The 14,847-nt window shown below is 35.2% G+C and carries 12 protein-coding genes; 1 reads left to right on the forward strand and 11 read right to left on the reverse strand.

Features of this window, described 5'->3' with window-relative positions:
- Window positions 1–4: 4 nt before the first annotated feature.
- The 9 genes from G600_RS14095 to G600_RS0108175 all read right to left on the reverse strand — a co-directional run bounded on the left by G600_RS14095 (window position 5) and on the right by G600_RS0108175 (window position 10,939).
- Window positions 5–850, reverse strand: a complete 846-nt coding sequence (locus G600_RS14095) for a glycosyltransferase family 32 protein (protein ID WP_051195428.1) — start codon at window positions 848–850, stop codon at window positions 5–7.
- A gap of 48 nt (window positions 851–898) precedes the next feature.
- Window positions 899–2,260: an O-antigen ligase family protein gene (locus tag G600_RS0108140; RefSeq protein ID WP_027431504.1), complete on the reverse strand. Its 1,362-nt coding sequence runs from the start codon at window positions 2,258–2,260 to the stop codon at window positions 899–901.
- A gap of 27 nt (window positions 2,261–2,287) precedes the next feature.
- Complete coding sequence (locus G600_RS0108145; protein WP_027431505.1) at window positions 2,288–3,217, reverse strand: glycosyltransferase; 930 nt, start codon at window positions 3,215–3,217, stop codon at window positions 2,288–2,290.
- Between the two features lie 4 nt (window positions 3,218–3,221).
- On the reverse strand, window positions 3,222–4,205 hold the full coding sequence (locus tag G600_RS0108150) for a glycosyltransferase family 2 protein (RefSeq protein ID WP_027431506.1): 984 nt from the start codon (window positions 4,203–4,205) through the stop codon (window positions 3,222–3,224).
- Between the two features lie 25 nt (window positions 4,206–4,230).
- On the reverse strand, window positions 4,231–5,658 hold the full coding sequence (locus G600_RS0108155; RefSeq protein WP_027431507.1) for a polysaccharide biosynthesis tyrosine autokinase: 1,428 nt from the start codon (window positions 5,656–5,658) through the stop codon (window positions 4,231–4,233).
- A gap of 30 nt (window positions 5,659–5,688) precedes the next feature.
- The gene (gene pssE, locus G600_RS0108160; protein ID WP_027431508.1) at window positions 5,689–6,180 is read right to left on the reverse strand and encodes a PssE/Cps14G family polysaccharide biosynthesis glycosyltransferase; all 492 of its coding nucleotides are present in this window, start codon (window positions 6,178–6,180) and stop codon (window positions 5,689–5,691) included.
- Window positions 6,181–6,189: 9 nt separating this feature from the next.
- Window positions 6,190–6,645, reverse strand: coding sequence for a PssD/Cps14F family polysaccharide biosynthesis glycosyltransferase (gene pssD / locus G600_RS0108165; protein ID WP_027431509.1), 456 nt, complete (start codon window positions 6,643–6,645; stop codon window positions 6,190–6,192).
- Window positions 6,646–6,655: 10 nt separating this feature from the next.
- Window positions 6,656–8,092: a sugar transferase gene (locus G600_RS0108170; protein WP_027431510.1), complete on the reverse strand. Its 1,437-nt coding sequence runs from the start codon at window positions 8,090–8,092 to the stop codon at window positions 6,656–6,658.
- A gap of 117 nt (window positions 8,093–8,209) precedes the next feature.
- The gene (locus G600_RS0108175; protein ID WP_027431511.1) at window positions 8,210–10,939 is read right to left on the reverse strand and encodes a glycoside hydrolase family 5 protein; all 2,730 of its coding nucleotides are present in this window, start codon (window positions 10,937–10,939) and stop codon (window positions 8,210–8,212) included.
- A 168-nt stretch (window positions 10,940–11,107) separates the two neighbouring features.
- Between G600_RS0108175 and G600_RS0108180 the strand changes: the two genes are divergently transcribed.
- Complete coding sequence (locus tag G600_RS0108180) at window positions 11,108–11,986, forward strand: DegV family protein (RefSeq protein ID WP_027431512.1); 879 nt, start codon at window positions 11,108–11,110, stop codon at window positions 11,984–11,986.
- Window positions 11,987–12,063: 77 nt separating this feature from the next.
- On the opposite strand, the gene G600_RS0108185 is transcribed toward G600_RS0108180, so the two are convergent.
- Window positions 12,064–13,467 carry an MATE family efflux transporter gene (locus G600_RS0108185; protein ID WP_027431513.1) on the reverse strand — a complete coding sequence of 468 codons (1,404 nt, stop codon included), beginning with the start codon at window positions 13,465–13,467 and terminating at the stop codon, window positions 12,064–12,066.
- A 195-nt stretch (window positions 13,468–13,662) separates the two neighbouring features.
- Complete coding sequence (locus tag G600_RS0108190) at window positions 13,663–14,814, reverse strand: GGDEF domain-containing protein (RefSeq protein WP_027431514.1); 1,152 nt, start codon at window positions 14,812–14,814, stop codon at window positions 13,663–13,665.
- Window positions 14,815–14,847 lie beyond the last annotated feature (33 nt).

A 14,847-nucleotide genomic window follows, 5' to 3' on the forward strand; every position in this document is an offset into this window, starting at 1 on the left:
TAGCTTATAAATTTGGTAATTCTGTGTTATTTCTCTGGGCTAGATAGTAAGAATAGAAAGGAATATTTTTCTTTAATTCCTTATATCTCTTCTTTCTAACTAGTATTTGTACTTTATCATAGATTGCTGGATTTTTCTTTAAAAATCCCTTAATCTTTGCTTTTAATCCCTGACCTTCGTTGTCAGACTTAGTTCTCCATTCTCCTGCATTTAGGTGAATTGCATAGTGTCTACCTGTTAGAGTACCGATTTCAAAATACTCCTTAGGGAAGATTACAAAGTCGCCTAAATCCTGGAATTTGTTGTTTAACTTAAAGTCTTTATAGGTCTTTAAAATGTGGTAAGTGTGATAATAATTACTTGTTGGATAACCGTAGGCAATATATTTTCCATCTACAAAATCTAGCTGCTTGCCATTAGGTGTCTTTCCAAAAACAGTGTTATCATACATATCAAGTAAGTCTTTAATATACTTATTGCCTGGCTTTGCACCAATGATGGCAGTTCCTACTGAATCATCAAAGATGAAGTTAATAAAGCAAGGGTAATCAAGTAAATTATCAAAGCTTTTGTTTACTTTAACATCTGTATCAAGATAAATTCCGCCGTATTCGTATACAGCCTTTAATCTATAGTAATCTCCAATGAAGCCTAACTTTCTTTCTTTAAAGGTCTTTCTTACAAAATCATTTTCATCAAAAGAACAATTAGATTCATCCCAACGCATTATCTTATAGCCCTTTAGTTTTTCCCAAGTGTCAAGGCATTCTTTTAAGTCCTTTGGAAGTGGCTTACCGCCAAACCAGCAATAATGTAGAATCTTAGGAATTTTGTTTGTATTATTAGTCATTTGATCCTCCTAAATCTTAGCAGCTGCTTTTAACTAATTAAAAGCAAGTTAATATAAAACTGACTTCTTAATGAATTTTGAATTTGTCTTTAATTTACTATCCTCTTTTGGAACTTCTTTAAGGGGATGTGAATAGCAATCTCTACATATGAAAAGTGCAAATAAAATGTAGATGTACTTTAAGTTCATAAGGGAGTCAATCCAAAATAAATTAGCATAGGCACTTACTACACCAACGAAAAGTACGATGCAATAAGGGTCTTTGTAGCGGTAAATTTTTTTCACAAAGTCTTTTAGGAAGCTAAAGATTATTAAAATGTAGCTAAAAAGACCAGGATAAGCGTAACGGATATATTCGCAAATGTAGTAATTATCTACACTGTATACGTAGGAACCGTTAATCTCGGCACCAAAGGAACGCTTTCTACCAATACCTACAAGTGGGTTTAACCATTTTAATTTAAAAATGTCATAGAGCTGGGCTCTGTAGTTTGAAGACTCTGCCAAGGCTGAATCAGCACCGTAGTTTACAGAAAAGTTTGTTCCAAAGCCTTCATCTATAATACTTGTAATCTGAAGCATAACGTATCTACCAAAGGCCATGTTCTGTGTTAGGAATACCACCACAATCATAATAAGTATGAAAGGTACAAACATTGCCCCAAATCTTCTTTTATGTTCCTTGCTTGAAAAAATAAATAAAGCAAGAAGCTCAAAGAAGAGAATTGAAAGGGTTGAACGTGAGCCGCATAAAAATACATTTACAATAAGAAGAATCAAAAGACCTTTTCTTAAAAGGAAATCAATTCTGTTATTTTTGTAGTCAAAGACTACGAAAGGTGTCATGGTAACAAGCATAAGTCCGTATCCTAGGGAATGGATAGCAGGTCCCATGATTCTGTAACTTCCTGATCTAACAAAGACACCAGTGTAAAGACCCTTAATGGTTTCAAGCTTTGCAAATAAACTCTCGCCAAGTAGGTATTCAATAACGCCCATAATTAGTAGGAAATATATAAATCTTATAATCCATTTGAAAACGTAATCAGCGCCGTATTCTGTCTTTATTAAATAAATCAATGTAAATAAAATCAAAAATTCAATAAAGGGATTAAGAAAGGCACCAATATCTGCACGTAATACCAAAGTGTATAAAGTTACGAAAATGTAGAGCCCAATGAAAATGCTTTGCTTAAGATCCATTACCATTCCTGTAAATCTCTTTACTTCCACTTGCGAGGTGAAAATGATAAATAAGATCACAAAAAGCATAATACGCTGGGCAGTAAAATCTATGACTAGATGAAAGCCGAAGTACTGTGGAAGTACGTATAGGGCAAATAAAAAGAGCCAGGCAATTTTACTATAGAAGTTTTTTTCGTACTTATCTTTTATATATTTACTTTTCATATATTCTCCAATCTTGAAAGTAAATTATTAGTTCTTAATTGCCATCATAAGCTCCACAGGAATTGACTTTCTGCTGTGATAACAATTGTTATATTTAAAGATTAGTGGGATGGTGTTAAAAATTTTCTTATCCCTTAAAATTTCAATTCGTAAATCAGTAGCCTTTATATTTTTCTTTAAAAGGTCGATTTTTTTCAAATCTTTATCACTGGCCTCAACATAAGTTAAAGTCTGTGCATGGCTTTTCTTTAAATCCTCAAGGAACTTAATTCTCTTCTTTAAGTCACGCATCTTATGCATGGTGACGTTGTTAGAATGAAGTCGTCTATGAAGAGTTATGCCATGATAGAAGTAGAGGCCGCCGCGAACGAGAGCCATTTTCCAAAAGAACTCATCATGAGCCCAGCCCTTATACCAGAAGTCCTTGATATCCTCGTAAAAGCTTCTTCTAACAAGCATGCAGCAACCTTCACAGCCAATAAAGATGTTAGTAGAATTAAAGTCTAGCTTTACTAGTTCCTTATTGTTTGTAAAAGTCTTAGTTGCTTCTTTTGATGGTCTAGGGGCATCTGCTGAAGATACAAAGCTATCAAACTCAGAGCAGAGAAGGTCGATATTAGTGTTTGCCTCCATAAGGCTAGTCATGTTCTCCACCTTATCTTCCACCCATAAATCATCCTGATCACAAAAGAAAATGTAGTCGCCAGTTGTAAGGCTTACAGCTTTTAGAAAGTTTGAGGCATAGCCAAGATTTTCTTCATTTTTAACTAGCTTAATTAAATTTTCTAACTTCTTTTCCTTTATGTAATTAGTCACGATTTCAAAAGTCTTATCCTTTGAACCATCATCGCAAATAATGATTTCGTCTACCTTTTTAGTCTGATTGATTACTGATTCTAACTGTTCAATTATAAAGTCGGCTCCGTTATAGGAAGCCATTGCTACTGAAATTTTCATTTTACTAACCTCTCATAAGTCTAGCTAAAACTAAACTTATTAATCCTGCATTATAAGGGTTAATGAAGTTAATGTAAGTCTTTAACTTGCCCTGATAATATGGATTTTTCATGTATTCTGGAAACCAATTCTCAAGATTATAAAAACTATCTCTAATTAGTTTCTTCTTTAATTTCTTATCTGTAACTCGTCCGATTCTGCTTATGTTGCTGCATAGCAAAATCTTAGAGATAAAGTATTCAAGTTCCTTTTTGTATTCTTCATAGAAACCCTTATCTTTATAAAAATCAATAATGTCCTTTAAAACTAGAATTATGTCCCCAGTCTTTTGCTGCGCCTTTAAGGACTTAGAGTTCATGGTAGAACCCACTCTTAAAAAGTAGTGAACAAAAGGGTCTGAGACGTAGTTACTAGTCTTAATAAAAGGAATGGTCTTTATAAAAAATGCAGTGTCCTCGTAAATTAAGCCTTCTGGGAATTTAATGTTATTCTCCTTAAGGATTGAAGCCTTGTAGAGCTTATTCCAAGGGGAAACCTGAGGATTTATAAACATATCTTTATTGTCCTTATGGGCTCTAACTTCACCTCTAGTTTTAAGCTCCTTATAGTCCCCATTCTTATCTTCTATAAAGTGAAAATAACATTCCACATAATCTGCATCATTCTTTATTGCTGACTCATACATGGTCTTAAACATATCCTCTTCCACGAAATCGTCAGAGTCTGCAAAAGCAATGTAATCTCCTGTGGCAAGAGTTATACCTAGGTTTCTTGCAGTGGCTTGACCGCCGTTTTTCTTAGATATAACTTTTACCTTGTCAGGATAGGCCCTCTTATATTCCTCTAGAATTTCTAGGGAATCATCTGTTGAGCCATCATTTATGAAAATGATTTCTATGTCCGTAAGGCTTTGACCTACAAGATGATCGGCACATCGCCTTAGATATTTTGATGTGTTATAAACTGGAACTATGATACTAACCTGCATGTCTTACCTCACTTTTGAATTTAATTTACTTGTTTGCGCTATATTTTAAACCGTAGCCGTATTCCTTACCGTACTTCTTTGTGTTGTACTTGTATTCTCTAGAGTTTACGGCGATGCCATTATAGATAAATCCGCAAATGTCAGCTCCAAGTGGCTCGATAGTTCTAATTACATTTTCTTCCTTATCAAACTTAGTGTGGTTCTCGCGAACAACTAAGACGAAGCTTGTAACGCTATCAGCAAGGGCAAGAGCATCTGCTACTTCGCCAATAGGTGGGAAGTCAATAAAGATAACATCGTAAGTTTCTTTTAAGCTCTCAAGTAAGTTTTTACATTTTTCACTAGATAATAATTCCATAGGGTTTGGAGGAATCTCACCAGCAAATAAAATGTCTAAGTTGTTATTATAGTTAAATAGGTCATAGTCCTTATTAATACCTGCAAGGTACTGGCTTAAGCCCTGACGAGAAGTAGTCTTTAAAACTCTTGAGATACCGCTCTTTCTTAAGTCACCATCAATAAGTAAAACCTTCTTACCAAGGAAAGAATAGCTAATGGCAAGGTTCATAGAGTTAAGGGACTTACCCTCACCTGAATCTGCACTAGTAATGCCATAAATTGGGCACTTCTGATCCTTAGCTGTATATAAAAGTTTAGTTCTAATTGAGTTGTAGGCCTCAGTAATTGTGAAAGTGCTATCCTCATTTAAAACCTTAGGGTTGTAAGAAGTATTCTTAATAACCCCCTTAGCCTCTTCAGTTTCGATTTCAGGTACATCACCAAGGATTGGAATTGTAAACATATCCTCGATTTCGTACTTCTTTCTAATTGTTGTGTTTAGTAAGCCCTTTAAGATAAAGAAGATAAAGGCAAGGATTGCACCAAAGAAGAATCCAAGGATGGCTGTAAATGGCACATTTGTCTGCTGATATGGGCTTGTTGGAAGCTCTGCAGAATCAAGTACCTGCACGCCACCGGCCTTAACTAAAGTTACAATCATATCTGGTGCTAATTCGCCAATTGCGTTGGCGATTTTCTGTGCATTAAGTGGGTTTGAGTCTACAACGTAAACATAGAATACGGCTGTATCTTCAACGGCACTTGTAGAGATAATATTTTTAAAAGTAGATGTTGAGTAATTAAGTCCTGTCTCCTCCTTTAAGGCTTCAAGGAATGTGTTACTCTTTAAAATCTGTGTATAGCTAGAAATGAGGTTCTTTGCCTGATTTACTTCGCTATAAGTAATATTTACAGAAGTATCTGAAGCGTAGTCTGGATCTGAGTATGCGTAAAATGAAATCTTAGCCTGATATACAGAACTACGAGTTGCATAAGCATATCCTCCAAATAAAAGTGCAGCAACTAGGCCACAAAATACCATGTAAGTGAGATTCTTCTTAATAATCCAAAGAATCTTTTCTAAATGAAAGTTAGCTACAATAATCTTAAACATAAATCTTTCCTTTCTTAATAGTTTCCTTTCCTATAGACTTTCTTCTAATCTAGCTAGGTAATCTTCTAATCTTGCAATTACTTTATCTTTACTTGAAACGTATTTGTCAAACTTGTGTGTCTTTGCTTTATTTATGAGTGAGACAAGGTCGTCCCCCTCTTCATAGATGAAGCAGAAATTCTTTTTTGAAAATGCTTTCGCAATCTCTATCTGGTGATCATCCACATGTTCTTTAAACTTCGCTAGTCTTGGGGCTACAATTATAGGCTTGTCCTTATTAATGGCCTTTAAAATTGTTCCCACCCCGCTGTGACTAATTATCAAGGAAGCCTCCTCCATCTTTTTAGTAAATTCTTCATTTGAAAGAAAGTCTAAATACTGGTAATTTCTTGGCTTATAATCGCTGTTTCCAACTTGAGCAAATATTTCCTCTTTTATAAGGCCCTCTTCTTTTAAGTCATCTACAAGTTTTAATAGTCTGTTAAATTGGAACTTCTGAGTTCCTAGTGAAATAAATATCATAAAAGTCTCCTAAAAGATTCCACCAATATATTCAGCCTCTGGGAAAAATTCTTTGCATTCCTCCCACTGCACACAGAATAAATCAGCTTTCTTTTTCATTAACTTTCCTGTAAGAGAGGCAGAATCAACTCTTGCAAAGGATTCAATATAGATTACCTTTGCTCCAAGTCTTTTTGCCACCACACAAAAAGGATAGGTCATTAGGGCACCTGTTGAAATTACAACATCGGGTCTTTCCTTTTTTAGGATTTTCCTTGCCTTTAAAAATAGTTTTATAAAGGCAGGGATAAAATCCTTTTGTTTTCTATTTATCTGTGGCACTTTTATGCATTTGTCTCCCCAAAGGGTCTTCTCCTGGCCACCTTCTTCAGTTACTAAAAAAGAGTCATACTTTTTTGCAATTGGATACAGACAAGATATTTCTTCTAAATGTCCTCCCGAAGAGGCTAAAAAAGCAATCTTCATAATGTCTCCTTTAATATGCGTCATTTCTACCTATTACTGCCACAAAGGTCTTTAGTAAGATCTTTAGGTCAAGAGATGGTGTCCAATTGTCAATGTATTCCACATCTAAGTTAACTACTTCTTCAAAGTCTGTGATTTTACTACGGCCATTTACTTGCCAGTTTCCCGTAATACCTGGCCAAATAACAAGTCGCTTCCAGTGTCTTTGAGTGTAGTTGCTCACTTCATCCACTGTGGGAGGCCTAGTACCCACCAAACTCATATCACCCTTTAAAACATTAAATAACTGTGGTAGCTCATCAATACTTGTCTTTCTTATAAAACGTCCAACCTTTGTGATTCGTGGATCATCACTCATTTTAAACATAAGGTTGTTTTTCATTTGATTATTTTTTAACAAATCTTTCTTCTTTGCTTCGGCATCGTTACACATGCTTCGAAGTTTATACATATCAAAGATTCGTCCATTTTTACCAACTCTTCTTTGCTTAAAGAAAACTGGTCCCTTTGAATCAAGTTTTATTGCAATAGCTGCAACTAAAACAATTGGGGAAGTTACAACGATAAGAATCGAACTAACTATAATATCAAATAATCTTTTTAAGAATTTTGTAGACATACTAAGAGGTACTGCGTGATATGTCATAACAGGATACTTTCCGATACTACTTACGTAGCGCTGAATACTGTTAGATTTATATACATTAAGGATAAGTCTTGTAGTAACTCCCATTACATTACATATATCCATAATGTTCTGAATTGTAGCAATATCTTTCTCGTGCTTACTCATTATAAAAATTTGGTCAATATTGTTATTCTGAATGATTTCAACTAAATCATCTATGTTTCCAAGATAGTTGGCATCTTTTCCCTGCTCCCTGTCAAAGGAAAGAAAGCCTACGATTTCAGCATTGAAATTACTTCTATGCATACAATGGATGAAATCCTTATAATCTCTCTTGTTTCCAATCATGATAGAACGTTGTGATAGCAAATGAGTCTTTGTAACTAAGTATCTATTAAACATTGCATTAATTAAGAGCAATATAAAATAAATAATGACAAAGTAGAATAGCTGGAATGCATTATCATAAATTCTTCTATCATGTGTAAGGTAAGGTAGCAATACATTTACAGCTAAACTTAAAAGATAGGATCTTGTAACAAATAATACAAATCTATCTCTGTAAAAGAAGGTTGTAACATTATATGCCCTTGTGTCCTTGTTAGTCATTATATAAATAATGACGATACCTAAACAAACTGCCCATAGATCTGAAAATAGACTTGCTTCATCTAGGTAATAATGGTTAATTATTGCAGCAATATAGTAGGAAAAAATTCCTAGCAATATGTCTGTCAACATGTAAACAAAGTTGGTGTTAGCTCCACCATTTCGTCGGTACATGCTTTTACCGACTATTTTCCCTAATTTAGCACCCATAGAGTCTCCCGTCCTCACTATTTAAAAATAAATTGATTTTAGAAAAAATCAGATATGATTTTAACACTATATTGCAATTCTTTTCAATAGTTTCCAATGAGGTTTTAAATATAAATTTTAGTATTTTATTGACATTATACTGTCACTGCTTTCTGTATCTATAAAAGATATAGTAAGGCTTAATTTTCCCGCATTAAATGCATTGGAATATTCTTCTTTAGTTATGGCCTGATAGCTATCATTTATACCTACTCTTATGTACTTTGCTCCCTCTGGTACTTCAAAGGTGTTGTTCTTGTAACCGTAGTCACTATTGTTTGTTTCTATGACATTCATATTTTCATCGTAAAAATGTACATAGTGTATCTTTGTTGTTGCATATCCATCAGTGGAATTAAGATTTAAACTGATATAGTTAACATTTTCAGAAATCTCAATTCCTGTAGCTTGATTTCCTGTAACAATGGTGCCCCAGTACTTATCTTCCACTAGTTCACCCGTAGTTTGATTTAGTCGCATCCAGAGGAAATTCTCCATGCTATCCAAGCAGTAGCTATTAGTTGCCATGTAAACGCTAGGATTTATTAGGGCTTCAATAATGTCTGTCCTTGAACTTTCTAAATCTTTTCTATTAATTATTGCATAGTCATTCATGGAACCATTGTCCCAGTAAATGCACTTAATACCGTGATTGGCGGCATTGGCTACATAGTTTGAAGCATGAATATCTCTATATTTTACAGGCTTAAAGCTTTTATTAGAGCTTCCAAACTCTCCAATAATTATTGGAAGCTCATATTTTTTAGAGTATTCTTCTAAGTTAGCAAAGAAGCTATCAATCTCATCTGTGTAAACCGTTGAGTAATCATGAACCGTAAGGATTAATCTATCCTCTGCACTATCCTCTGGCACAACAAAGCTTTCAAGGTAATTAGTTTCCGCTCCATCAAGAAGGGTTGGAATCATAAGAAGTCTGTCGGTGTTATTGCCTCCAGTCTCTCTTACTGTGTCTACAAAAATCTGATTTAGTTTATTAACCTGTTGTGCAGCCTTGGTGCTATAATTCCAGCTTTGCTCTAAATTGTCCACTTCGTTGTAGCTCTCAAAAATCAAGTGCTCATCGTAATCTTTAAAGTAGTTTGCAATTTCACTCCAAAGCATGGCAGCGTTTGCGTATACATTTTCCATCTCCTCATCACTGACGCCGGCATAGATAAGCTCCTGCTCGTGGTGAGTATCAAGAATCACATAAAGACCATCCTCAAGGGCATAGTCCACAACTGTTTGCACGCGGTCAAGCCACTCTTCATAAACTTTCAGGTTTCCATTAGAATCCACATAGGTGTTGTTATACCAGGTCACGGGAATTCTTATGGTGTTAAAGCCGGACTCCTTCACGTAGTCAATTAGGTCCTTTGAAACTGTAGGGTTTCCCCAAGAAGTTTCCTGCTCTAGATTAGCGCTTTCGCCTCTATCTCCGTAGTGTGAATCAAGGGAATTACCAAGATTCCAGCCTACATTCATTGAGGCAACAAAGTCTGTTGCAGATAAATCCGACATGTTAGTGTTGTGCTCATATTTTGTAAAGAGGCTTAAGTCTATGGTCACATTTTCCTTAAAGAGTTTTTCAAAAAATGTGTAACCCTCCGTGTCGTTTGCACTAACACTTACAGCAATATAGTTTGTAGACTCGCTAGGAGTAAAAAACTCACCGTTCTCAAAGGAGTTGCTTTGTAAATAGTTGCCTTCGCTGTCAAACTCGCTAATTTGCATTGTAAGATAGTGGTTTGAAAGGCTGATGAGGTATTTGCTGTTGCTGGCCTCTAGATTTAGGTAGTATTTAACTCTTAAAGAGCTTGATTCTACCGCGATACCTTCTTTATAAAAACGACCGGATTCGTAATTGTCAAAGTCTGTGAAGTCAAAATCTGATAGAGATACATTTTCAAGGGTCTCATATCTAAAGCTATCACTAAAATCAATGACTAGGCCGTCCTTTAGTAAGTCAAGACAGTCACTGCCCCAATCGCTGGATCTTAAAATTATGCCAATATAGGCGCATTCTGGGTTCTTTGCCTTGTAACTACTAAGGTTTTTATAGTTTCCTGCGTAATCAAGCCATTTGCCGTTTTCGTCGTATTCGCTGATTTCTATGTTAACCCTGTAGTCGTTAACATTTACGCAATAGGTCTTGTCTGCATCGATTCTGTAAAAATCTCTAGTGCAATAGCTACCGCTATCAGAAGAATAGGAACCGCCCCAAGATAGGTAATAGCCGACTCTATAGTTACTATAATTTGAAAGGGAACCAGAACTTATATATGTGGAAAGTTTGGAATCATCCTCTGAAATGTCATTTAGATTGTTGATTTGTTCTAAATTGATGGAGGAAGTAAGTTGCTCCTCTAGGCTTTCTTTAGTGTTTGTAACCAGCTCTCCACTTTCGTATTCATAAAGGGAGAAGCTAACTTTATCTGTGTCCTCGTTTAAGGAAAATATATCGTGATCCCCTAAATCTGTGGACTTGATAAACAAATTATCTTCTGTATATTCATTAATTATTAGGCGCAGGGCACTGTTAATACTGATTCGATAAGAACTTGAATCAATACGGTAAAGGGCCTTAATGCATAGGTAATTATTATCTTTATTAAAATGTATCTGATCATCAACGATACCAGAACTAAAATCAGATTTAGAAAGGCTTATAGTGGTTTCGCCTCTGTAATCTTTAACCTCTAGTTTGCTATCTTTATTTGTAAATATTAATGTCCTAATAACTATTAATAATAAAATGACTGCAATTGATGCAATCCCTATTATTAGAGTTGGTTTTTTTAGTCTCATTTAACTAGCTCCTCTAAAAGATTTCGCTAATTATTTTACTGTATATAGCTATAAAATAAAAGAATTTTTTTAATAAAGAAAATTTATATTTAGCTATGTCATTGATACATTTTCATAAAGATGATAAAATTTTAAATTGCAAAGACAAAAATAAAGTTGGAGGATTTTATGGGAGAGTATGTTTTAAGTTGCTGTTCTACAGCGGACGTTAATAATGAGTGGTATAAAAATCGCGACATAAATAAAATTTACTTTCACTTAAGTGTAGGTGGAGATGAATATGATGACAACATTGGTGTAACTATTACTCAGGAAGATTTGTTTAAGAGAATGTTAAAGGGCGAGGAAGCTCATTCTTCTCAGGTTAATGTTTCAGAATATACAGAGTATTTCGAAAAATTCTTAAAGGAAGGCAAGGACATTTTACATGTTACTTTAACTTCTGGTATCTCAGGTACAATTAACTCAGCTAGAATTGCTGCAGATGAATTATCTGAGAGCTATCCTGATAGAAAGATTTACATTGTAGATTCTTTCGGAGCTTCAGCAGGTTATGGTTTACTTATGGATAAGCTTGCTGACCTTAGAGATGAGGGTAAGACTATTGATGAAGTTAAGGATTTTGCTCTTGCTAATAGACTTAAGCTTCAGAGCTGGTTCTTCTCAAACGACCTTACTTTCTTTATTAAGGGTGGCAGAATTTCTAAGGCTTCAGGTACTATTGGAAATATGCTTAACATCTGTCCTTTCATGGAAGTTGCAAAGGATGGTACACTTCAGGTTAGAGAGAAGATCAGAACTAAGAAAAAGGTTATTAAGAGAATGGTTTCTAAGATTGAAGAGACTGCCGAAAATGGCCTTGATTATTCAGGTAAAATCTGGATTAGTACAAGTGATATGCAGTCAGCTCTTGAAACAAAGGCTGCAATCGAGGAGAAGTTTACTAAAGTAAGTGAAATTCAGATTAGCCTAATTGGTGGAACAATCGGCGTTCACACAGGCCCTGGTACAGTTGCTGTATTCTTCTGGGGTTCTGAGAGAGTTTAGAATTTAGAAATTATTAAATTTAAAAAGCCTGTAGGGACTTGTAGTTGCAAATCCTTACAGGCTTATTTTTATTTACTTTAGTAGAGCTTGTTCTCCCATTTTCCACGGATTAATCTTACAAGGAAAATGATTCCTCGAACTGTAAGTTCTGTTGCCATGGCAATCCAAACGCCCCTTAGGCCAAGAGGCTTTACAAGCATGATGGATAGTGGAACTCTTACGCACCACAAGCTAAATAGGCACATAAGGCTTGGGGCAAGGGTATCGCCGGCACCTCTAAAGACACCGGAAGCTACAATACTTACAGCAAAGAAAGGTTCTGCGAAGGCTTCAATTCTAAGCACTGTTACGCCAAGGGCCTTAATTGCTGGGTCTGGGGTTAGGATTCCAATCATTATTGGAGCAAGGAAGTACATTAAAATACCAGTTAAGGTCATGATAATTACGCCTGTTCCAATGGCAATATAGCCAAGTTTCTTGGTTTGATCATTTCTTCCAGCACCGATGGACTGGCCAATGATTGTCGTAGCTGCGGACTGCACACCATAACCTGGCATGTAGCAAAGAGCCTCTGCTGTAACTGCAAAGGAATTGGCTGCCACCGAGATGGAACCTAGTGGAGCAATAATTCTTGTAACTGCCACGGATGCGCCGCTTGTGATTCCTCTTTCACAGGCAAGTGGAAGGGAAATTTTAAAGGCTTTCTTAATGTCAGCTAGCTGAATCTTTAACTTCTCATCCTTTCTTAGATGGAGAATGTCTGACTTAGCAAACATGTAGTAAATTAAAAATGCAGTAACTACTACGTAAGATACGCCTGTACCTAGAGCTGCACCAGCAACTCCAAGGCCTGCACCATAAATCTTTAGCTTTAAGCCAAGGATGTTATAAGTTGCAGTTGGGAAAATGAATATGAAGTTAAATATCATATCCAAAATAAACATTAATGTGTCACAGATGCTAGGGATCTTCATATTGCCGCTAGCCTGTATCATGGCACAGGTGATGTAGTTAATCATAAACACCGGAATAAATGCGCCATATACTAATAAGTAAAGTGTTGCGTTGTGTCTTATCTCTTCTGCTCCACCAAGCCATCCTGGCAAATAGAAGGAAATTGACATAACAAGAGCCATTAGAAGAAGGGCAATAAGCATATCAATAATTACGCCGGTCTTCATAAGATTTCTTGCTCGTTTGTTGTCTTTTGCACCGATAGAGTGAGCCATTTGCACACTAAAACCTTCAACTAGGGAAATCATAATTCCACCAATAACCCATGTACTTGAAGAAACCAAGCCAATTGAGGCAGAATCATTAGCACCGAGTCGCCCTACCATTGATGCATCTATATATTGCATTACAATAGATGAAATCTGGGCTAAAATAGCAGGTCCGGAAAGCTTAAGGATTAGTTGTACGCGCTGGTTAAAGCTTAAAGGTTCACCATCTCGTAGTGCTCTTAAGTAATCTTTTTTCATTTTCCTACTCCTTACGGAACATATATAAAGTGAGAATTCATGCTAGCACAAATTCTCACTGTAGTCCATTAATTATATATTAAATTTTACTTTTGTCTAGTGCTTTTGAAAATGTATTGTTAGTTTGAGTGCAGTGCCACTGCGTTCATGAGGAAGTAGCGAAGCGGTTTCCGAATGTCCGCTTTACAGCTTTGTCTACTTTCTATAGACAATCTTATTCTTGCCGTGAGTTTTGGCGCTATATAATAGGTCATCAACTCCCTTTAGGCAGCTATTCATGTCATTAAATTTATGACAGGCTACAAGTCCTATACTTACAGTTGTTATAAGGTCTGGAGCATTCTTCCACTTAGTATTTTCAAGACTTGTTCTTATGCTTTCTGCTTTTAAATAAGCTTGCTCAAAATTCTTTGCTCTATAAAGACACATGAATTCTTCTCCACCATATCTAGAGGCTAATTCTCCTTCTTCTTCTAGAATGTTATTCTTTAGCTTGTTAGAAAAATCCACAAGTACCTTATCTCCAAATAGGTGTCCGTAAGTATCATTTATAATTTTAAAATTATCTAAATCATACATTGCTATGTAAAAGTCCTTCTTATCAAGGGATAACTTAGGACTTATATTATCGTTTATATTAGTGTCTTGATTAGATTTAGAAGATTCATTTGCATATAAATTAAATAAAACATCGTAGAGATGACGTCTATTATATAGGCCTGATAATTCGTCTTTAATGCTCATTAGCTGTAGTTGTTCTAGCAGTTTATTACTCTTTATATGTTCCTGTCTATAAGCGTTTAAGGACATTAGTGTTAAGAAAAATATAGCTATACCCGCAGAAGCTAGTCCTATTGCATTGTCTAAATATCTTGCGCTTAAAGAAAGAACTGAAGTATTTAAATAATTGCCGTTATCGACGTAGGGTAACCATAAAATACTTATATGTATTATAAGAGTAATAATAAGACAGACAATACTTTGAACGCCTTCCAATAAAAGGGCAATTAAGAAAAAACTAGTCAACATATAAAGCGGAGATCCAGAGTCGATTCCACCACAAGTTAAGTATATAAAAGGAATTAAAATACAACATAATATGTAGGTGTATATTAATTTACCTAAAGCTATTTTATTATAGTGGATGGTTAAATATCCCACCCCTGCCATTATTATAAAAGACATAAATACAACAAGATTTGCAATAAGGCCGGAATCTTCTACGAAAGTGATGATAGATGAAAATAATGTTAAAAATGAACTGATAAAAACAACATTAATATATATTCTATCATCTAAATCAGAATGCCTATTGTAAAAATCTTTTAAGATCTTCTTAATATCCATATGAGCATATCCTTATTGTAAACAAATTTTTTA

Source organism: Lachnospira multipara ATCC 19207, from assembly GCF_000424105.1.
Taxonomy (GTDB): Bacteria; Bacillota; Clostridia; order Lachnospirales; family Lachnospiraceae; genus Lachnospira; species Lachnospira multipara.